The sequence below is a fragment of the Nostoc cycadae WK-1 genome, assembly GCF_002897135.1.
GTDB lineage: Bacteria > Cyanobacteriota > Cyanobacteriia > Cyanobacteriales > Nostocaceae > Nostoc_B.
Map to the genome: position 1 here is coordinate 176,757 of NZ_DF978429.1, position 21,479 is coordinate 198,235.

Sequence of the window (21,479 nt, forward strand, 5' to 3'; positions counted from 1 at the left end):
TCCAAATTGGTTGATTCAAATTCGGGAGAAATCGAGTTCTGGTAAATGTCTTAACCTAGTACAGGTCGGCGTAAATAAACAGACCATCTGGAATTGCTAAAAGGCTTGTGATATCACTATTCTTTCTTTTTCCTTTTGCCCTTCGGGTCGCCATTTGCTTTATGCCGGGAAACCCGTCCACCGCAATGGCTCACTTTTTACTTTTGCCTTGTTGTACTAGTTCTGATGTAGATGCTCAACGGTTATAAGAGAGCAATGAAGCGGGAAATACAAAACTAAACCGTATAGTTATATAATTAGGATTATACTAAACCGAGTAGTTTAGTCAAGCGATCGCCGAAAAGTATTTACTATTTAAGAGCATTGCCAAAAAGGCTTCCGACTCAAGTGTTACAGCTACAGAAATTTTTAAGGTAGATTGCAAAATAAGGAATATTAAAAAATGGCACGCCCAAAAGTGGGGGAAATTGACCGTTCAAATTCAACCGAAAAAGTAGAAAAGATTCTCCAAGGAGCAATGCAAGAGTTTCTCGCCCACGGCTACGCGGCTACGAGTATGGATAAAGTCGCAGAAGCCGCCAGTGTTTCTAAAGCCACGGTATATAGTCATTTTCAAGATAAAGAAGGGTTATTTCGGGCATTAATCGAAAAGCTGGCCATAAAGCGGTTTCATTCGATTTTAGGGACACAACCCCTTCAGGGAGAACCTTACATTGTGCTGCGGCGGTTAGCCAAAACAGCATTAGACCAGATGGTGAATGACCAAGAATATCAAGCATTTGAAAGGCTGTTGATGGGAGAGTCAGCCCGTTTTCCTGAATTGGCGCAGGTATTTATTGCTAGTATTGCCAAACCTGCAATTGAGACTATCAGTAAATATTTAGCCTCTTGTTCCGAATTGAACATCCCTGACCCGGAAGCCACAGCCAGGATACTTATTGGTTCATTAGTGCATTTTGTGATGACACAAGAAATTATGCACGGTAAGAATATTATGCCAATGGAGAGCGATCGCATAATCGATGCTTTAACACACCTGATTGTCAATTGTGCTGATTAACAGCGTCTAATTTCCATAAACCTAGAACTGGATTTTTCCCTATGTAAACAGGTGATAAATTATAGTTAATCTTTAGATATTTGTATAACTTTCTTGATGGATAAAATAAAAATAAATTCTCTTTTGTTTTTGGAATCAGCAAATCTTGAGGCTGAGTAGCTAATTGAAAATTCACATCAGACTTAAGTATATGAGTTAATCCTAAAATATAAGGAAATTTAGCATCACTTACTACTACAGAATCAGAAGTTTGATTGATGACAACAGCGACTTGATCCAACCTTAAATTATTTGCCGCACCTTTATTCCACCAAATCCCAGCCGGAGAGATAATTACACAAGATACAACACCACAAGAAATTATAAAAATAGTAATTAATCTCCAGATTGTTTGCCATTTTAGACTCTGAATCAAGACTAATTTACTAGCTAATAAATAAGCTATTACCAGTTGAATTCCTAAAAATGAAGGTATCAGATATCGAATAACTCCCGAACTTCTACTGCCAAAGATAATATCAGGAATTATTAATGCTATCGCTGTTGTAAAAATCAATGTGAGTATAAATAGCCATGTAGTTTTAGGAGTTGAACGACAAACATAGTACAATCCATAGCCAATCAAAATGAGAAATCCCAAAGTGAATGGTATCAACCAAACTATTGCTTTAATTGATGTATTTTCGTTAATAATTATCAAATCTAAAAAAATTCGTGTAATATTCAGCAGCCACTTCCCAATTAAAGCTGGTAAACTAGTCTTTTCTATCAACCAATCTAATCGCTGAATTCTGCCAGATGTTTTACCTTGGTAAATAACTATTAGCCAAGGAGCAAAAGTTATAATTGCTGCTACTAGAGATAATAAATACGCAATTAATATCTTAGTTGTTTTGTAACTCTTGATTCCTAATATATAAATTCCATGACCAAGGGCGACAAAGATTGAGAACAAAAATGTGTAAAAACTTATAGTGAGTGTGATTGCATAAATTAACCAACTGAAAAATGATTTTTTTCTTAAAGCTAATAGTAATGAATAATTAGAAATTATAATCGTCAATGTCCACAGACTATATTCTCTAGCTTCCTGGGCATATAATAGATGAAACGGCGAGATAGCTATCAGTGAAATAGCAACCCACTTTGTTAAAGATAATTCAAATAATTCTTGACATAAATAATATATACCAGCTAAAGAAAACACACTAATAATGGCAGATAGGCTTCTAATTGTAGCTACAGAATTACCAAACCAAGCTGACCAAAACCAAGCAAGACAGTAATATAGTGGTGGATGCTGAGAGTCTTCTAAAGCCAGACGAGTAATTGCACTACTAATACCTTGGGCAATATTTATCTGTTGATATTCTTTTAATATGCCAAGATTAACGATTTCACCATGATAAAATTTTTCGATAATCTCTAAACTAGAATGACCAGAAAGCCATAATGATGTATAGACTTCGTCTGTCCAATAAACTTTGTGACCAATATTAGCAAACCGAAAGCAAATTCCTAAAAGTACGATAGAAATAACCAAAATTTTCAGCCAGAAAAAGTCTCTTTTATGATGTGGAATAGCTAGAGTTTTCATTATAAAATCAGTAGGCAAAACATAAATTTTAGTTATCCCATATCTTGCATCATACCCAATCAGGGTGTACTGTCATAAGTAAGCTATCTAAAGTTTCTTGATCAAACAAATACTAAACAGGCGCATTATTGATTTCGGTTTATACCGTAATGATCAATCCCTTCTATAGAAATCCGCTTTGATTCCTGAAATGATCTGGGTAGGAAGGGAACAGGGAACGGGGAACAGGTAAGCAGGAATAAAAGTGTACTGAGTTTTTTCTCCAAATCAAATATGAGTGCTATGGCTAAGGCAACTCATCATCAAGACTGTAACGGGGAGACAAACAAAATAAAGCTTCCATAGGCGGAATCACGACTTTGGTTGTAATTTAAGGGCAATCAAGGCTAATAGTTACCAAAATAACTGTTGGTAACTATTCCTTTACAGGATTTGATAACTAGCCCCTATAAATCAAATAATTTTAGTAAAAGTTAGTATTTTACTTAACTTTTTGTCATATCACCAATTGCCTTGATTAGCCGTCAGCAATCTAAAGTCCCAATGATTCGTCATTTTTTTTGATGAACAGACATTTAACTTTTTTGCTGTTCCCCGTTGCTTTTTATCTACTCTTTCCACACGGAGTTCCAGTCATCAAACTGGATTCCTATAATTAATTCGGGCTATTTCACCAATTCTGGAATTGTAGCTTCTAATTTTAAACAATTAGCGCCGTTAACTTGTAATTGGTACTCTACCTTATCCATTAGACGATTCATAATTAGCCATCCATAACCCCCTTCTTGCTTGTCTACAGGATTGGGTGCTAAGTAAGTAGACATATCATAGCCTTCACCATAGTCCCAGATTTCTAGGGAAATGTCTCGGTCTTTGAGTTCCAAACGCAGTAATACTGGTAAATTTGGCTGCTCTTTGTGGGCATGACGTACCACATTAGAGTAGGCTTCTACCAAAGCCAGTCGTAAACGACTGGATTGCCGAGACCAATCAACAGATTCTCCTAGCTTGACTTTCAAGCATCCCAGCAACCAGGCTTCGACGATATTTAAATAATTCAAATCACTTGGTATATGAAGCTCACTTTTCATTACTTATAAAACCTCTAGTGAAAGTATAGTTTGATCGTCTTCTTGAACTTGATTATTTGCTTGGATGCGAGCTAGTAAATGGTTGAGAGAAAGTGGTTGTGGCTCTGTTTGGAGAAGTTGCCACAGGCCTTCTTGATTCAGCATAGAGTGAGTACCTGCCGAAAAATTACCATCTATTTTTTCGCATTTTAGTAACTCATTTGATACTGTTGCTTCAGTAATCCCATCACTAGCTAACAATAAAGTATCTCCAGAAGAGAGATGTAATCGTCCTGACTGTGCCTGCCAGATAGGTAAAATACCTAGAGGAATGCCACGGACTTTCAGATAGTTGGGTTCTTGTGTTGAGGTAGCTTGGTGTGACCATAGCAGAGGATAAATATGCCCGGCATTGGCGTAGACTAGTTCTCCTGTAGTAGGGGTATAACAAGCTAACACAAGAGTAATAAAGCAATTATTGCTAATTAAGTCATTACACAGGGCATGATTAAGATTCTGGACAATCACATGGGGTTCGGCTGGTGTTTCTTGAGATAATTCGCGGCGCAATACAGAAATGGCACTAGCCATGAATAAAGCCGCAGGTACACCTTTTCCAGAAACATCGCCCACAGCCAACCATAAATCTCCTTTGGGGTGGACAAATACTTCAAAAAAATCGCCTCCCACTTCTCGCGCCGGATAGCAGCAGGCTTGTAGCTTCGCCTCTTTAATATCAGGTAAACTTTGCCGCAGCAGATTATTTTGAATTTGGCGTGCTACTTCCAACTCGGCTCTAATTTGCTCTTGTTTTTCTTGCAGGCGTTGGTAGAGTTTTGCTTGGAAAAGGGCTAATGCTGCTTGATCAGCTACACCTGTAATTAATTTAATGTCTTCATCTGGCCAAAGTTCATCTCGTCCTACCTGATAAAGAGCCAGTACCGCTAATAATTGCTGCTGATAGGTAAGAGGTACTACCAGATAGTTACAAGGGTGGCCGTCAAAGGTTTCTTGATTCAGTTGATAGTGACGAGTTTCGACAACTTTTTCAAATAGACTGTGGTCAAAAGCAAAATTTAATATAGAAGAGTTGGCATCTTGATAAGAGAATTTATCCCCAGTCAAGCGATCGCCTTCTACAGGTATCAGCAAGCAACAAGTAGCATCAAATGTTTGTCCAATAGTGGCGACAATTTTTTGCAACATATTGCCATAGTCGAGAGACTCTCGAATTGCTGTCGTCACCTCATTAAATAAAGATTCTCGTCGCAGAGAACGACGCAACTCTTGAGTGCGTTGCTTGACTAAGCGATATGTCTCAGTAGCTTGTTCAACTAGTAACTTTAGCCGTTCAGGATTCCAAGGTTTTGTGATGTATTTGAAAACTTGACCGGAGTTAATTGCATCCACCAAATCTTCAACATCAGTAAAACCAGTCAGAAGAATCCTAATCGTATCGGGAAACCGTTCTACCGTGCGACTGAGAAATTCGGTGCCATTCATTTCTGGCATTCTTTGATCTGAGATGATCACGGCCATCTCACCTTCTTTCTCCAATATGTCCAGCGCACTTAGGGCATGATTGGCTTTAAATACTTGAAAATCTCGCCTAAAAGTGCGGTAGAGTAAATCCAAATTATCTAGCTCATCATCAACAATCATGAGCTTGAGTTTTTCTACCTCTGTCTCAGTCATATTTGACTTTAATTTCCGATACTTGTGTGGCGAGATAGTACAATTTTTATCCCACCCGATGACAACCTACAAAAAAATTAAAAAACTAGCCCTAATCCAGAGAAATCACCTGCTTTGAACTGATAAATTCACTCAAAGTTAGCTTCTTCCTCAATATATTTCAGGGTTTCTACATCCTGAAATCACCTTATCCAACCAACCCAGAACGCAAAGCTCTGACTGCTGCTTGAGTACGGTCATCAGCGCATAGCTTATTTAAAATATTACGGACATGTGTTTTTACAGTCCCAACTGTAATATAAAGTCGTTCAGCTATAACTGCATTGCTACAACCTTCGACAATTAACTGTAACACTTCTAACTCGCGTTCTGTCAGGGTATAAGGGTCAATTATTTCCTCACTTTCCCCAAGACCTTGATTTTGGGGGATATTTTTGTTGTCTGTTGGAACTGTTTCCTGTTTAGGAGAATTTTGTTGTGCCTGTTGTAACACAATTCTGGCGATCGCTGGATCAATCCAAGCGTTGCCATTGTACGTAACTCGTACTGCTTCTAGCAAATTATCAAATTTAATATCTTTCATACAATAAGAGTCTGCTCCAGCTGCAAAAGCTGCAAGTACGGCTTCTTTGTTATCTCGAAGTGTTAAAATTAACACCTTTGTAGCATCTTCTCCTGGGGCAATAGCTTTAATTTCTCTGGTAAGGGCGATACCATCTTTATCGGGTAAACCAATATCAACGATCGCAATATCTGGTTGTAAGATTTTTAACAATTTTAAGCCTTCCGCAGCATTGCCAGCTTCGCCAAGCACTTCAATCTCGTCTTTTTGCTGTAGTGCTGTGCGAATACCAACACGGGTGAGGTCATGATCTTCAATCAAAACAATCCGAATTTTACTCATTGTCAACTTCCGCCCGTTAAACTAACTGAACTGTCAAACCGAGTTAATGCAAAAATCTTAGTAGATTGTCGTTGAACAACATTCGTAAAAAGTAAATATAGAAGTTTTGCCTAGATAAGCCTAGTATTTAGTAGTTTTGCTGACTGATTGGGTAATTAATTCCCACTTGAACCTTTCCCTTGAATATGAAATGTCAGGTTATACCTGAGATACAAGTACTGTTGCCAATTAGTTAGATTTTGTTGGATATTTTGACTGGTAAGCAAACTTACTTAGGTTATGTAAAAGCCAACCTCCTTTTTTATGAGTATACTGGTTGATTTACGACAGATTCACATTTTTCAACTACTGATTGTGATAGCTAAAATGCGATCGCTAGTAAAAATTACATGCCGATGAAGGTTCGCTATGAAACATTGCAAATCAATAGAATACCAGAAGGTCTAAACATTAGAAATTTTTATCGCCAAAAATCCTGGTATACATCACAACTTTCTGGTGTACTCTTCTCTGAGAGAAAGGACTGAAGGACTTTTATCGATGTAACTTTCTCACTAATATTTGCCCAAAATTGCCTAGGCGACTGATTAAAATATTTGATAAACTATCGTTCGAGACAATCTGGTGTGATGCGAGGCTAATCAATAGGCTATGTCTAAACCGCCTAAAGTTTTTTCGGTATTAGGAATACCAGTTCATGTCATGAGTAACTATCCAGGCTGGTTGCTAGAATGCCTGCAACACAGCAGAGGTACTCATGTAGTGACGCTGAATGCAGAAATGACGATGCAAGCAGAACGAAACAGCGCACTAGCCCAGGTAATTCACGATGCTGAGTTAGTGATTCCCGATGGTGCTGGTGTTGTTTTGTATTTGCAGTGGCTTTTCTGGCAAAAAGTTCAGCGTTGTCCAGGAATTGAACTAGCAGAGACATTACTGCGAGAAATTGGACAAAAGCAAAAAGGTGCAAAAGTATTTTTTTACGGCGGCGCACCAGGAGTCGCAGCCAAAGCCGCAGATTTTTGGCAGCAACAAGCCCCAGATTTAAATATAGTTGGTACTCATTCTGGATATCATTCTCCAGACGAAGAAGCTCAACTACACCAAACTCTCACCCAACTACAGCCTCAAGTAATTTTGGTTGGTTTGGGAGTACCACGTCAAGAATTATGGATTGCCAAAAATCGCCATTTATGCCCCCAAGCAATTTGGATTGGTGTTGGTGGTAGCTTGGATATTTGGTCAGGAAGCAAAACCCGCGCTCCCGCTTGGTTGGGTAATAATAATCTGGAATGGCTGTATCGGTTATATCAAGAACCTTGGCGTTGGCGACGGATGTTAGCTTTGCCAGAGTTTGCACTCAAAGCATTTGTTTACCGCTTGACCGCCAAAAGTGCAGTCTAGAAAATAGGGAGTAGGAAGGCAAAAGGCAAAAATCAGAAGGTAAAAGTCAAAAGAAATCTAGTTTTTTACCTTTTCACTTTTTGATTGATTTCTACCAAATCCCAAATTAGGCTTGCGGTTAGTACTGAAAACTTCCAAAAAATTTAATTTTTGCGCTTGAACTTGAGATTCCTAGGCCTGTCCTGGGAATCATTATTTTTAAGACAATCTTAAATTGAAATTTTTTGAGTGTTTAGTTCTAATCAGGTGTATACATTTTCCAATGAGAACAGTTGTAAAAACTCCAGTTAAAACTGATCAAAATATTCCCGCAAAGGATAATAAGCTTCCACAGGAAAGCGGTAGTCATACTCCCATTGTGCAGTTACGTTCTGTGACAAAAACATATAACAATGGCTGTAATGGATTGTTAGATGTGAGTTTAGAGGTTAAAGCAAAAGAATTCTTGTTTGTTACAGGGCCAAGCGGTTCTGGTAAATCAACACTTTTGAAACTCTTATATGGTGAAGAGTTACCGACTCAGGGAGAAGTGATTGTTAATGACTGCAATGTAACAGATTTGCGGGGCGATCGCTTATCACTGTTACGGCGACGGATTGGCATTGTCTTTCAAGATTACAAACTCATTCCCCAAAGAACTGTAGCAGAAAATGTGACATTTGTACTGCAAGCACAAGGTTACACTCGCAAAGAAATTCAGCGACGTTTAGAACCGACTTTAAAGCTGGTGGGTTTACTTTCTAAAGCTGACTGTTTTCCCGATCAGCTTTCGGGGGGAGAGCAACAACGGGTGAGTGTTGCAAGGGCGATAGTAGGGACACCACCATTACTTCTAGCTGATGAACCCACAGGAAACCTCGACCCAGACAATTCTTGGCAAGTGATCCAAATTCTGCAAAAGTTAAATTCTTTTGGGGCTACAGTTATTGTGACCACCCACGATGAACAACTAGTGCGTCGGTGCAATCATCCTGTGGTGCAAGTTCGTAATGGCAGACTGTATCGGAAATAGTCAAGAGTCAATGGTCAAAGGTCAATCAAGCTTTGACTCAAAACTCAGCACTCAGCACTTTGCTGTGAGACTTTTGGGTTTGGACTTTTAACTTGACTGGTTGTAAAGGCGTAGCTGTGCTGGATGGTAGATTCTGTAGCTTATCTAAGGTTTGTAAACTCTCAAAAGCCACCTCTCGAATGATCGTTTCTTCCTCTTTAGTTAAAAGAAGTTGCAAACATTGGACAACTTCTTGCTGTAGCGCAGCATTAACTGGTTGACGAGAGACAAATTTAGTAATGCGGCGTACAGCTATTAATCGTTTTAATGGGTCTTGTTCGGTTAAGTTGAGTAGCAACTGCTCAAAGATGTCTGGTTCTTGATTGGAATAACGGCTGAGAATTTGCCAAAGCAGTAAAACTAACGTGAATAAAGTTCCCAAGCCTTGCAAAATCGCACCAGTCGCCATCCACCGGCTGTGATAGTCAACCCAAATAGCAGCTGCCATATAAGTGCTAATAGTAGCCAGACCACCACTACCGACAGCTAAGACTAACCGACGATTTGGCCCTTGGAGAAATTTCTGAATTTCTACCCAACGTAGTTGCCAGTTCCATTGTTGGGTTGAGTAGGTAATTAGCATCACCCCAACGCCAACAACAAGAGCTAATAGCAGTTTCCAGTTCCATAAAAGCATGGCAATGACTATTGTCAGTGAGCCAAGAATGCCTCCTGAACTGGAAAAAGGCTTGAAATTTTGCTGCTTTGGACTTCCTAGCAAAAATGCTGGAAGTGACCAGTTGGGTATCTGGCTAATTAGTTGCTGCAAAGAAAACGAAGCCTTTGCCACAGTATTTACCTAATTTGTTTACGAGATTTTCTAATATATCTTTTACCAGGGATTAGGCACATGATGAAGTCAAAATTACTGATTATTGATAAGTCTATATGACAAGTTTTGAGTTAAGTGGCTTACCTGTACCTTATACATCAAGTAGGAAACAGGAAACCGACTAAAGACAAAAACGAAAATCGTCGATGGTGAATTGACCGTCAAACGCACAGAAAGTCACAAAATGAATGTTGTTGGCTGTGACAGACAATAAGGTGTTCGGGGGTACTGCTGAGTCAGAATTAGCGAGATTAGCACCCGGAAGCACCGTTTGGTTGAGAAGTTGCCGATCTCCATCATAGGCAGACATTACTAGCCGTTGCGAACTAGTAACATAGGCACTAACGTAGTTGACTGGATTGACAAAACTCGCTTCGAGAAATCCGCCTTTTGGTGAACCCATCAATACTATCTGACCAGAATGAGTGGGAAATGCCGGGTTTGAAGGTTGTATGGCAATCGAATTGCGGAAAGTTACACCCCAACGCTCATACTGAGTCTCTACAGATTCAAAACATTTTAAATCTTCTAAGTTTAAACACACACAAATAGGGATACCGACTTTGGCTGTTTCTAGAGTTTCTGCTAACTGTCCCCGCCAAGCTGAAGCTATATGCACATCGCAGTTTTCCAGTACATCTTTAAAATCTGCCAACGTTGGTGCTTTATCCGATTGAAGAGTAGCCTGCTTTACCACAACACCCCGCCTTACCATTACCTAGAGAACGATTTAGATAAGTAATTATATCTAAAGCTGCTTTTGCTGAACGCAGAATCGTTGTTAATCTTAGGTATTTCAACTATTCTGGACGCTCAAAACTTTACGTGAGTTTTCTGATAGATTACCATAAAAAACTGATGACCCTTATATGACTAAAGTAATACAAGCTACTTAGTTAAAGCCTTTAGCTAAAGTGTTTCCAGGCAAATACACGGCAAATGAGAGACAAAAAAATCACTGAATCTTTACACGTAAGCCAGTGATTTTACATCTGCTTAATCTGGCGGAGGCTAGAGGTGGAAAAATGAGGGTTTGCTAATAATAGCAATAGAGAATTTCTAGGAAATCTCATTAAAGTACGGGGTGTTAGGGGTAAAGCGAGTGTTAGTTCCACTCAATAACGTGATTTATTCATAAATTAACGACAAATATATATGTTTCAGCCACAGGGATTTGAGCAAAGCTCAATCATCACATCGCTAGGAAGAATGGTATATTACACTGCCACTGGCTCACTTTGGCAAAATAAAGCGATCGCCAAATCAGAAGCAGAAACTTTAGTATTTCTACATGGTTTTGGCGGTGGGTCTTCTGCTTATGAATGGTCGAAGGTTTATCCAGCTTTTGCTAGTGAATATCGCATTCTCGCCCCAGATTTAATCGGGTGGGGTAAATCAGAACATCCAGTGCGGAATTACCAAATTGAAGATTATTTAACAACGATTCGGGAATTTTTGCAGCAAACTTGTACAGCACCAGTGACAGTAATCGCTTCTTCCTTAACCGCGGCGTTGACAATTCGCCTAGCGATCGCTCATCCTGAATTATTCAAATCTTTAATTCTCACCACACCCGCTGGACTATCTGATTTTGGCACAGACTACTCCCGCAGTTTTTTTGCTCAGTTGGTCAGTGTGCCAATTATTGACCGTGTACTCTACAGTACTGGTATTGCTACAGAAGCAGGGATTCGCAGTTTTTTAGAGCAAAGACAATTTGCTCAAGCTAGTCGAGTCTATCAAGAAATTTCTGAAGCTTATCTCCAGTCTGCCCAGCAGCCTAATGCTGAATATGCAGCACTATCTTTTGTGCGGGGTGACTTATGCTTTGATTTGTCGCTGCATATTCAACAGCTGACCACTCCCACTGCGATTATTTGGGGGCAGAAATCCCAATTTACTGGCCCCGACATCGGTCGTCGTTTGGCACAGATGAACCCCCAAGCAATTCGCATATTTCAAGAATTAGACGATGTAGGATTAACACCCCAGTTGGAACTACCAGCAGTCACTATTGGATTAATTCGCCAGTTTTTGCCTTTAGTCAATGGTCAATAGTCAACAGTCAATGGTCAATTGACTGAACAATATGAAGTGTAAAGTATGTAGGCTTAAAGGCTCTGTCCATTAATGGATAATTCACACTTCATACTAGCCTGCGGCAAGCCGCTACGCGTCTACACACTTCATACTTCAGTTGTCTATTTTTCTTGCACGCGCACATCAATCACAGTGGCGTTGAAGTTGTAGTTATAGCCTTCTAACTCAAAAGGCATACCAATTTTGACTTTACTGTTACCTAAAACTGGGCCACTTTCCGTGACTTGAGCTTTACCTTCCAAAGTTAACAGCATATCTGTACTGAAATTGTTACTTCTAGGATCTGGTAATTCTTTCACAGAACCATCTGGTTGAGTTGCAGTCACTGTTCTTGGTAGCAGTTGCACAGATTTAATCCCAATTTGACCGTAAGGCTGATTGCGGATAATGACGTTAGTTTTACCGCCTTTTTTAAATCCATTGTCAAATAAGCGTTCAGGGTCACGCACATTCAAACCCCGCACGGCTAAATCTACCTCAATGGGGACAGTTTTTGACCCAACTTGGGCGACAGAACCAGAGGTTCCAGGAAAAATGAAAATTCCCACTATGACTAGCAGAATGACGAGTGCAGCGCCTAAATCAAGAATATTGATTTTCCCGAACAAGCGACCTTTGGAATCAAAAATAGCCATAAAAACTTTTCCTATATACAAACAAAGTATTTGATTTTAGCAACAAAGTTGATCAGGGACACGGCAGATTTTCCCACTGAAGCCAGACTGAAAAATGCCTGGGCGTATAGTCTTGCGACAGTGTATCACGAGTTGAAAAAATCGGCGTACAGTCGGCAATCCCATATACCTACACTTTTACCTGTCACCTATCACCTAATCTAAATACCTCTAGGGATAATATGGGCGATCGCCTCCGTAGTCATAAGATGAAAATGCAACTTCAAAAGCTGTAATTTCGTCTCATATTTTGTCTTAATTATTTTCCCTTGTCCCGAAACTATTATCAGAAATGCTTATGATGACTTGGAAAGGTTTTGCAGCAAATTATCGTCAGTGGCGACGTAGTTGGTTATACCCAATAATTTCGGTGGTAGTCGCCCTGAGTTTGTGTCTGAGTACTCCCTCGCCTGGACGAGCTATAGATTTATTACCGCTGTTGTTCCAAGGAGCGCAAATACTTCAGCTATCTAATATATCCGATCGCCAAGAAGTGGAACTGGGTAAACAGATGAATGATGAACTCAAAAATGGGGAAATTCGTCTGTACCGAAATGAAGCAGTGAATCGTTATGTGCAGGAAATTGGTCAAAAATTAGCAGCCAATAGCGATCGCCCCAATCTTCCCTATACTTTTCAGGTAGTAGAAGATAATTCTGTGAATGCTTTTGCCACTACTGGGGGTTTTGTTTATATCAACACTGGTTTACTCAAAACTGCCGACAATGAATCAGAACTAGCCAGTGTGATGGCTCATGAAATTGGTCACATTGGTGGTAAGCACTTAGTTAAACAAATGCGACAAAGAGCGCTGGCTAGTGGGGTGGCTACAGCCGCAGGTTTAGACCGGAATCAAGCGGTAGCTATTGGTGTAGACTTAGCCCTCAACCGTCCTCGTAGTCGTCAAGATGAGTTTGATGCAGATAAAAGAGGTTTAAGAACTTTAACAAGAGCAGGCTATGCCCAATCAGGTATGGTTTCCTTTATGCAAAAGCTGTTGAAAAGTGGTTCTGGCCCAACGTTCTTGAGTACACACCCGGCTACAAGCGATCGCATTACTAATCTCAAACGTGCAATTAACGCTCAACCTAGTAGTAGGCGTGATGGCTTAGATAATGCTGCTTATCGAGCTAATATCCGACCGTTAGTTTAGTTTTATTTTATTGTGCAATCAACAACCAAACACTATGCTCGCTGCGGATGGCGGCGAGCTTTGATTTGGGAAGGCTCAACCGTAACTACCCCATCTTCTAAAGCTAAGGTACGCACACTATCTTGAAAAACATTCACTTGATAAATTAGCTGATTGGTAATATCTAATCCAGTTAACCAACCACTGCGGGGATGATAGGCTCCCGTATCTATATCTAGCCAGCCTCTACCTTCTGCTAGTTTACCGGGAGTAACGTTTGGTAAAGTAAAAGTGATAGTATGCCCAACAATAATGAGCTTATCAGGAAAATACGGCTTTTCTATCCCGTGAAATTCGTCTCTAATCCAGCAAAACTGATCGGCCGTTTGTTCGGCTAGAGGCATATTAGGGTTTAATCCGGCGTGAGTTAACCAAATGTCACCCAAATCTAGATAAGTGGGCAACGCTTGAAACCAATCTAAATGGTCTTGGGGAACGGTAGATGTTTGGTAACTGCTGAGGGTTGCTTGTCCGCCGCTGTATAGCCAGGCTTGCATGGCTGGTGGGGGAACATTTTTTTGGGTGAGAATATTCAATAACATCTGCTCGTGGTTGCCTAGCAGACAGGGATAATTATTCTGTTTGACAAAGTTAACTACATGGTAGCTGTGGGGGCCGCGATCAATTAAGTCGCCGAGAAAATAAACTTGATCATTTGATGTTGGTGCGATCGCCTCTAACAGAGTCATCAAGCCTTCATAATGGCCATGCACATCCCCAATAACTATTCGCCGTTGCCTAGTTTCGCTCATCTGCTTTTAACTGGAATAAAATCAGTTTAATATTTTTGCTACAGTATAAGCGCTGGTTATTCCGTAAATAAAGATAAATATTACTTGAGTAAATTTAAATTTTATTTGAAGTCTTAATCTTTACCAAACACGCTAAATCTGCAAACACACGTTAACACTAAAAATTGGCTTTACATTAGCTTAAAATTTAGGCTGTTGTGTTTATTTAGTTTGCCCAATGTCTGAACAATTTTCTCCCGAAATTAGCTCACGCATCTGCACTCACATGAACGAAGATCATGCTGAAGCGGTACTACTATATGCAAAATCTTTTGCTAGTGTAACAGAGGCGACAGCCGCCCAAATGCTATCAATTGATGCCCAAGGTATGGATTTAAGCGCACAAGTAAATGGAGAAACGACACCAGTGCGTATCCAATTTGACCATGTTTTAGCTGATGCAGAAGATGCCCATCAAACCTTGATTGCGATGGTAAGACAGGCGCGGGTGACAGGTGACAGGTGATATCGTGTCCGGTAAAAGACTTATCATCAAGACCGCAGGGTGCAGGGGGAGGAAAAGTTTTGTCTTTCTGCACAGATATGCCAAATCATAACTAATTTGTCGGATATGACAGAGTTAAAAGTTTTGTGCAGTTGTTTTAATTACTTTGGTTATGGCAAAAATTATTTATTCAATCAATTCGCTTTGTAATAACCAAAAACCGCTGTAAGTCATCCCAGAATCATCAGGTTGAATTAACAAAAAGTGTAATCCTCGACTTTGTTGTTGACGCTGTGCATAAACTTTGGCGGCGGCGGCGACTTCAGCATCTTCAAAGGTGGCTAAAACCCATCTATCAACTAAACCAGCTTCTAAAATTAAACCATCGGGCGCACCAGCTATGTAATTTAAAGCTACAGGTTTGGCTGTGGCTAACCAGCGTGCCAAACGCATAGATTGCCTACCGCCATAAATTACTACACCAGGAACGGGTATTGTTGAAGCTAAACCCAGATTTATAGGTGTAAGAAATTCTGGCATAGATAAAATAGGAATAGGGCGATCGCTAAATTCCGTTTCTAAATCCCCAGCTGCTAAAGTTGCAAACCGCCACTGTTCACCCCACAGATTTTCCGGTAATGGTAAGGGTGCAGGTTTTTCTAAACTAAAACCTGCTTGTCTTTCCTCTAACCACTGTTTTAATGCAAAAGTCCGACGGGTAGGTTCTACCACAATACCTAAATTGCGTCCGGCTGTTTCGATTAAACTTAACGACTGGGGACGAAAAACTTGGATTAAATCTGGTAATTCTGTACCTGCGGCTTGTTGAATTTGAGCAGTTACCCAATTTGAATTTGCCTCTGACTGCAAACAGATAGCTGTATACTCAAAACTGCGATTTGCATCACAAATCAACAACTCCCACAATACTTGTCCAGATGTATCTGATTGCGAACTCCGATAAAAATCAGCTTGCCATATACGCATATTAGTTAATAGCTCAGATTACAGATAATAATGAAGTATTATGAAGTGACAAAAAAAGGGGTGGTTAACCCACCCCTCTATTGAACCAGGAAAATTACGATTCTTTTAAGACTCTATAGCAATACCTTAGCCAAAATAGGTTCAACACGGGCAGCAATTTCTGGGACATACACCTGAGAAACATAATCAGCAATCATTCTATCTGTATTGAACAGTGGTGCATTGGTCTTAATCGAGGTTTTCATCATCTGTATCCAGCGGTGGGGAATACCTTGAGCATCTTGGTCGTAATATAGGGGAACGATTTCTGACTCTAAAAGCTGATACAGTGATTGAGAATCTATGCGGTCTTGCAATTCTTGGTCGCTGGTGTGAGCATCTTCACCAATTGCCCAACCGTTAATTCCTTTACCATCTGCACCAGTTAAATAGCCTTCACACCACCAACCATCTAAAACGCTGCAATTGAGTCCACCGTTAAAGCAGACTTTTTGACCGCTTGTCCCGGATGCTTCGAGGGGACGACGGGGGTTATTTAACCAAACATCAACGCCTTGAACGAGTTTTTGTCCGGTGTAAATGTCGTAATCTTCAATAAAGGCAACACGGTGGATAATGCCTGAATTATGGCACCACTCCATTAAGCGTTGGATAATGCGTTTACCTTCTTCATCGGCTGGGTGAGCCTTCCCGGCAAAGATAATCTGAACTGGACGCTGGGCATTGCCAAAAATTTTCACAGCCCGTTCGGCATCCCGTAAAATTAAATCACCACGTTTATAAGGGCTAAAGCGTCGCGCAAAGCCAATGGTGAGAATATTCGGGTCAAGTAAGTTATCAACGGCTTGAATGCTTTGATGATCTTCACCACGCTGTTCTCGTGATTTTTTGACTTTATAACGAGTGTAGGCAATGAGTCTTTCTTTAAGTATTTGATGTCTTGTCCAGAGTTCTGCGTCAGGAATGTCGTCAACTTTTGCCCACATCTGGGGATCGATGGCATGAGTTTTCCAGTCTTTTCCTAAATACTGGTCATATAAGTCTGCTAGTAAAGGTGCAGTCCAAGTGGGTGCATGAACGCCATTGGTAATGTAACCAATTGGTACTGTGTCTTCTGTATGTTGTGGATAGAGGACTGTCCACATTTTGCGGGAGACTTTGCCGTGTAGTTCGCTTACGCCGTTGCAAGCACGACACATCCGCAATGCTAAAACGGTCATACCAAAGGGTTCCCAAGGGTCGCCTAGTCGTCTAGCACCCAAGGCTAAAAATTGTTCGCGGGATAGTCGCAGTTGCGGCCAGTATTGGGCAAAGTAAGAGTCGATTAAATCAGGTGAGAAGACATCGTGACCTGCGGGAACAGGTGTATGGGTGGTAAATACGCAACTTTTCTTAACGCTGGCTTCAATATCGTAGAAGGATTTACCTGTACTTTCAATTTCTTGGCGGGCAATTTCTAGGGTACAAAAGGCGGCGTGTCCTTCGTTGAGGTGATGCACAGAGGGTTTAATTCCCAAGGCGGTTAACGCCCTAACGCCACCAATTCCTAAGACGACTTCTTGGGCGATGCGAGTTTCTAAGTTACCGCCATACAAGTGGCCTGTTAGCCAGCGGTCGATGGGATCGTTGTCTTGGCGATCGCTATCTAGTAAATATAAAGTTACCCGCCCAACTTGTACTTGCCAAATTTGAACTTTTACCTGTCGTTGGCGAATCTCTATCTGGATGGTAAGTGCTTCCCCTTGGGCGTTTTTAATTAACTCTAGGGGCATTTTGTGAAAGGGATTATCCAGATAATAATCTTCTTGCCAACCGTTGCGGTTCAAACGTTGGCGAAAGTAACCTTGGCGATATAACAAGCCAACACCAATCAAGGGTACACCCAAATCTGAGGATGATTTCAGGTGATCCCCGGCTAAAATACCCAACCCACCAGAGTAAACGGGTAGAGATTCATGGATGCCAAATTCGGCACAAAAATAAGCAATGGGATGTTCGGCAGAAACTTGCGGTGCGACTCGACTGACCCAAGTGTCTTTCTGCGCCATGTATTGGTCAAATTCTTGGACTAAAGCAGAAATCTGCTTAAGGTAAAGGGGGTCTTCGGCTAATTGGGTCAAACGTTCGTAACTGGCTGATTCTAAAATCGCCACTGGGTTATGGCCACAACGTTCCCATTCTTGGGGATCAATGGTTTGAAATAAGGATATGCGATCGCTACTCCAACTCCACCAATAGTTATAAGCTAAATCTGCTAAACGCTTGAGGGGAAAAGGCATCTTTTCGCTTAAACGTAACGCTGCGGTCATTGCACTGCTGTTAGCCATACAAGTCTTAAGCTCTCTCTTAACTTTTTCGATTTCACTCATCATCTGCTTTCATATAGTTACCTTCAGGTTGATTGCGCCGGAGTCTTCATTTGTGAATTCTCCCCTGAAGACGAAGCAGGTTATCTCATCAATACTCTGCCAATATTAATGATTTTTCTTTCTCTGACTTTTTTAGTATTATCCCTGGTTCAACAACTTTTGCACATCAATTTGCATCACTTTTGTTTACAAAAATTTTTGTATTATTAACTTTTGTTTCAATACAATTATTTGTCACAAAATTATGATTTTTCAAAAAGCCAATTATGCAAAAATTTGTTGATTTCTTTACTCACGAATTACAAAAACCTCAGCTTTGGTTTGGGGCGATTGAGGAGAAAGCAAAAACTGATAATTTTTGAAAAGTTTTATTTTTGAGGAGAAAATTTTGTGTATGTAAGAAACAGTGAGCAGCAAAGAAGGCACAGACAAATTTACTGATTAAACATCAAATGCGAGCTTCATATAAATACAAAAGGGAGAAAGAAAAAGAAAGCTGTCATGACAAATTTCCTCTTCTTTCTCTTCCTTAGCTTGTCTTCAAACCTTTGCTTTTATCAGAATGTAAATTTACATTCTACTGAACTCTATCTAAGAGTAGCTTAAACTTGAAGTTTCTCGGTGTGTATCTATAATATGGTAGAGATAATAAATCTACTTTAATGTGGATGCGATCGCTAAAACAATCAATATGATTAATGATGAGTTTGCTTGAGCTAAAAATCGTTAATTAAAGTTTCCATTTTTAATTTTCAGAATCAGATTAGTATTAAAAAACTGCATCAGTCCCGTTGCTAAAAGAACTTATACATTATGCCGCAATATTTTGGAAAACTCCCCACTACAAATCAACCGTGGAAAACAGTTGGCGCAGGGGAATTGGTAAACAAAAATGAGCGTAGTATTTATTTTGCATCTGGTGATTCGCGCCTCAGTATCAGCATAATTGCCGCGAATTTAATTCGGGTGCGTTTTGCACCCACAGGCGAATTTTTGCCTCGTCGTCCTTGGGCGATAACTATGGATGATAGTGAATGGGAACAGGTATTTTATGAGATACAAGAAACTAATACAACTTTAGAAATTACAACAGAAAAAATTCGCATCTGTATCCAAAAGCAAAATTGTCATCTTAGCTGCTTTGATTTAGCGGATCGTCCTTTTGCTGAAGATGCAGATATAGGTATTGGTTGGCGTTTAGGTGCAGTTGCTAACTGGAAAAAAATTGCCCCCAATGAACATTTTTATGGCTTTGGTGAACGCACAGGCTTTTTGGATAAACTCAGTCAAGTTAAAACAAACTGGACAGTTGATGCTTTAGATTACGATGCACTCACCGATGAAATGTACCAAGCGATTCCATTTTTTATGGCGTTGCGTCCCCATGTTGGCTACGGCATTTTTTTGAATACCACCTTCTGGAGCCAATTTGATATCGGTGCAGCCCAACCAGGTGTGTGGAAAATGGAAACTCGCGGTGGGGAGTTGGACTATTACATTATTTACGGCCCTGAACCTAGGGAAATTCTTTGCACCTATACTCAGTTAACCGGGAGAATGCCTTTACCGCCCAAGTGGGCTTTAGGATATCACCAATGTCGTTGGAGTTATGAATCAGAAACTGTGGTGCGAGAATTAGCACAGGAATTTCGTCAACGTCGCATTCCTTGTGATGTGATTCACCTAGATATTGACTATATGCGCGGTTATCGCGTCTTTACTTGGAGTCCTACTCGTTTTCCTCACCCAGCACAATTAATTGGAGACTTAGCAAAAAATGGCTTTAAAACAGTTACGATTATTGACCCTGGTGTGAAGTATGAGCCAGAAGCTAATTATCACGTTTTTGACCGAGGATTAGCCAATGATTATTTTGTGCGGAAAGCTGATGGGGCGATGTTTCACGGTTATGTTTGGCCAGAAAAAGCCGTCTTTCCTGACTTTATGCGGGCGGATGTGCGTCATTGGTGGGGAAATCTGCACAAAAGTCTGACAGATATTGGTGTTGCAGGTATTTGGAATGATATGAATGAACCTGCGATTGATAGTCGTCCCTTTGGGGATGGCGGGGAAAAGATTTGGTTTCCCTTGGATGCACCGCAGGGGGGAGAAGAGAATTTTGCTACTCATCAAGAGGTGCATAATTTGTATGGGTTGATGATGGCGAAGGCTTGTTGGGAAGGGTTGCAGGAACATCGTCAACAAGAGCGATCGTTTGTATTAACTCGTTCGGGGTATGCTGGGGTGCAGCGTTGGTCTTCTGTGTGGATGGGAGACAACCATTCTTTGTGGGAACATTTGGAAATGTCTCTACCCATGCTTTGCAATATGGGACTTTCGGGCGTGGGGTTTGTGGGTTGTGATATTGGCGGATTTGCGGGAAATGCAACGGCTGAACTGTTTGCTCGTTGGATGCAGGTGGGAATGCTTTACCCCTTAATGCGCGCTCATTCTGCCATGTCTACAGCACGTCATGAACCTTGGGTATTTGGCGATCGCACCGAAAATATCTGTAGAGAATATATTAATCTGCGTTACCAACTTTTGCCTTATATTTACAGTTTATTTTGGGAAGCAGCCACCACAGGCGCACCAATTTTAAGACCATTACTCTACCACTTTCCTAACGATCCTCAAACTTACACCCTTTATGATCAAGTACTTTTAGGCTCATCACTCATGGCTGCGCCAATTTACCGTCCTGGTGTGGAACATCGAGCCGTCTATTTACCCGCAGGTACTTGGTATGACTGGTGGAGTGGCGAATGTTATCAAGGCGCAACTCATATTTTGGCGGATGCACCCCTCGAAAAAATGCCCCTTTATGTGCGTGGCGGTGCAGTTATTCCTATGCAGCCAGTGATGCAATATGTGAATGAATTACCACCTGATGAAATTCGCTTGCGGGTTTGGCCTGGTAATAGTGAATATAGTTTTTATGAAGATGATGGGCAAACATTTGCTTACATCAATCAAAATTTTTCCCTTAGAAGAATTAACGTACTGACACAGACCAATCAAATAATAGTCAACATAAGTATGCGTGAGGGAAAATGGACACCACCACAGCGGCAAATAATTGTAGAACTTGTAGGTGTAGGCCAGCAGCAATTTATCGATGATGGTCAAGAACAAAGCTTGTTATTTTAATTAGCAATAAGATTTGGCTATGAAAATCATTTGTGTGGGGAGGGAAGAAGAAAGAAGCAATCAAGATGGAGATAGCAGCGCAAAAATGAAATTAGAGCCATATTATAGATAGATGAAAAGATAGCCAATTAATACTAATATCCCAAAGGAACAATAAA

Annotated in this window: 17 protein-coding genes; 7 read left to right on the plus strand and 10 right to left on the minus strand. The window is 40.5% G+C overall.

The features are described 5' to 3' along the window. Positions 1–442: 442 nt before the first annotated feature. Positions 443–1,060 (plus strand): TetR/AcrR family transcriptional regulator, encoded by a 618-nt coding sequence (locus NCWK1_RS14845; protein ID WP_096581569.1) that lies wholly within the window; start codon positions 443–445, stop codon positions 1,058–1,060. Here the strand turns inward: NCWK1_RS14845 and NCWK1_RS14850 are convergent. From NCWK1_RS14850 to NCWK1_RS14865, 4 genes are all read right to left on the minus strand, one after another. Then, positions 1,044–2,657 (minus strand): glycosyltransferase family 39 protein, encoded by a 1,614-nt coding sequence (locus NCWK1_RS14850; protein WP_103125241.1) that lies wholly within the window; start codon positions 2,655–2,657, stop codon positions 1,044–1,046. The two genes, NCWK1_RS14845 and NCWK1_RS14850, sit on opposite strands and share 17 nt — an antisense overlap. A gap of 665 nt (positions 2,658–3,322) precedes the next feature. Continuing rightward, positions 3,323–3,748, minus strand: coding sequence for an ATP-binding protein (locus NCWK1_RS14855; protein WP_096581573.1), 426 nt, complete (start codon positions 3,746–3,748; stop codon positions 3,323–3,325). A 3-nt stretch (positions 3,749–3,751) separates the two neighbouring features. After that, positions 3,752–5,422 (minus strand): SpoIIE family protein phosphatase, encoded by a 1,671-nt coding sequence (locus tag NCWK1_RS14860; protein ID WP_103125242.1) that lies wholly within the window; start codon positions 5,420–5,422, stop codon positions 3,752–3,754. 187 nt (positions 5,423–5,609) lie between these two features. Then, a complete protein-coding gene (locus NCWK1_RS14865; protein WP_096581577.1) occupies positions 5,610–6,326 on the minus strand; it encodes a response regulator transcription factor in 717 nt (238 codons plus the stop codon). Between the two features lie 651 nt (positions 6,327–6,977). On the opposite strand from NCWK1_RS14865, the gene NCWK1_RS14870 reads away from it, so the two are divergent. Both NCWK1_RS14870 and ftsE read left to right on the plus strand, forming a co-directional pair. Next, a complete protein-coding gene (locus NCWK1_RS14870; protein ID WP_103125243.1) occupies positions 6,978–7,730 on the plus strand; it encodes a WecB/TagA/CpsF family glycosyltransferase in 753 nt (250 codons plus the stop codon). A 262-nt stretch (positions 7,731–7,992) separates the two neighbouring features. Then, positions 7,993–8,742, plus strand: coding sequence for a cell division ATP-binding protein FtsE (ftsE, locus tag NCWK1_RS14875; RefSeq protein ID WP_103125244.1), 750 nt, complete (start codon positions 7,993–7,995; stop codon positions 8,740–8,742). A gap of 37 nt (positions 8,743–8,779) precedes the next feature. On the opposite strand, the gene NCWK1_RS14880 is transcribed toward ftsE, so the two are convergent. Then, positions 8,780–9,571, minus strand: a complete 792-nt coding sequence (locus NCWK1_RS14880; protein ID WP_103125245.1) for a hypothetical protein — start codon at positions 9,569–9,571, stop codon at positions 8,780–8,782. A 163-nt stretch (positions 9,572–9,734) separates the two neighbouring features. After that, the gene (locus tag NCWK1_RS14885) at positions 9,735–10,310 is read right to left on the minus strand and encodes a hypothetical protein (RefSeq protein ID WP_096585435.1); all 576 of its coding nucleotides are present in this window, start codon (positions 10,308–10,310) and stop codon (positions 9,735–9,737) included. 458 nt (positions 10,311–10,768) lie between these two features. On the opposite strand from NCWK1_RS14885, the gene NCWK1_RS14890 reads away from it, so the two are divergent. Further along, positions 10,769–11,671, plus strand: a complete 903-nt coding sequence (locus NCWK1_RS14890; protein WP_103125246.1) for an alpha/beta fold hydrolase — start codon at positions 10,769–10,771, stop codon at positions 11,669–11,671. Between the two features lie 143 nt (positions 11,672–11,814). Here NCWK1_RS14890 and NCWK1_RS14895 read toward each other — a convergent pair whose 3' ends face one another. Next, positions 11,815–12,348, minus strand: coding sequence for a DUF4330 domain-containing protein (locus tag NCWK1_RS14895; RefSeq protein WP_103125247.1), 534 nt, complete (start codon positions 12,346–12,348; stop codon positions 11,815–11,817). 337 nt (positions 12,349–12,685) lie between these two features. Here NCWK1_RS14895 and NCWK1_RS14900 point away from each other — a divergent pair, with 337 nt between their 5' ends. Beyond that, positions 12,686–13,540, plus strand: coding sequence for a M48 family metallopeptidase (locus tag NCWK1_RS14900; protein ID WP_103125248.1), 855 nt, complete (start codon positions 12,686–12,688; stop codon positions 13,538–13,540). 32 nt (positions 13,541–13,572) lie between these two features. Here NCWK1_RS14900 and NCWK1_RS14905 read toward each other — a convergent pair whose 3' ends face one another. Then, complete coding sequence (locus NCWK1_RS14905) at positions 13,573–14,331, minus strand: metallophosphoesterase family protein (RefSeq protein WP_096581591.1); 759 nt, start codon at positions 14,329–14,331, stop codon at positions 13,573–13,575. Between the two features lie 217 nt (positions 14,332–14,548). Here NCWK1_RS14905 and NCWK1_RS14910 point away from each other — a divergent pair, with 217 nt between their 5' ends. Beyond that, entirely contained in the window at positions 14,549–14,836 is a 288-nt protein-coding gene (locus NCWK1_RS14910) for a DUF2470 domain-containing protein (RefSeq protein WP_103125249.1), read from the plus strand. 165 nt (positions 14,837–15,001) lie between these two features. On the opposite strand, the gene NCWK1_RS14915 is transcribed toward NCWK1_RS14910, so the two are convergent. Both NCWK1_RS14915 and glgP read right to left on the minus strand, forming a co-directional pair. After that, the gene (locus NCWK1_RS14915) at positions 15,002–15,802 is read right to left on the minus strand and encodes a Tab2/Atab2 family RNA-binding protein (protein ID WP_103125250.1); all 801 of its coding nucleotides are present in this window, start codon (positions 15,800–15,802) and stop codon (positions 15,002–15,004) included. Between the two features lie 113 nt (positions 15,803–15,915). Then, positions 15,916–18,129: an alpha-glucan family phosphorylase gene (glgP, locus tag NCWK1_RS14920; RefSeq protein ID WP_096581597.1), complete on the minus strand. Its 2,214-nt coding sequence runs from the start codon at positions 18,127–18,129 to the stop codon at positions 15,916–15,918. 855 nt (positions 18,130–18,984) lie between these two features. On the opposite strand from glgP, the gene NCWK1_RS14925 reads away from it, so the two are divergent. Continuing rightward, on the plus strand, positions 18,985–21,321 hold the full coding sequence (locus tag NCWK1_RS14925) for a glycoside hydrolase family 31 protein (protein WP_103125251.1): 2,337 nt from the start codon (positions 18,985–18,987) through the stop codon (positions 21,319–21,321). Positions 21,322–21,479 lie beyond the last annotated feature (158 nt).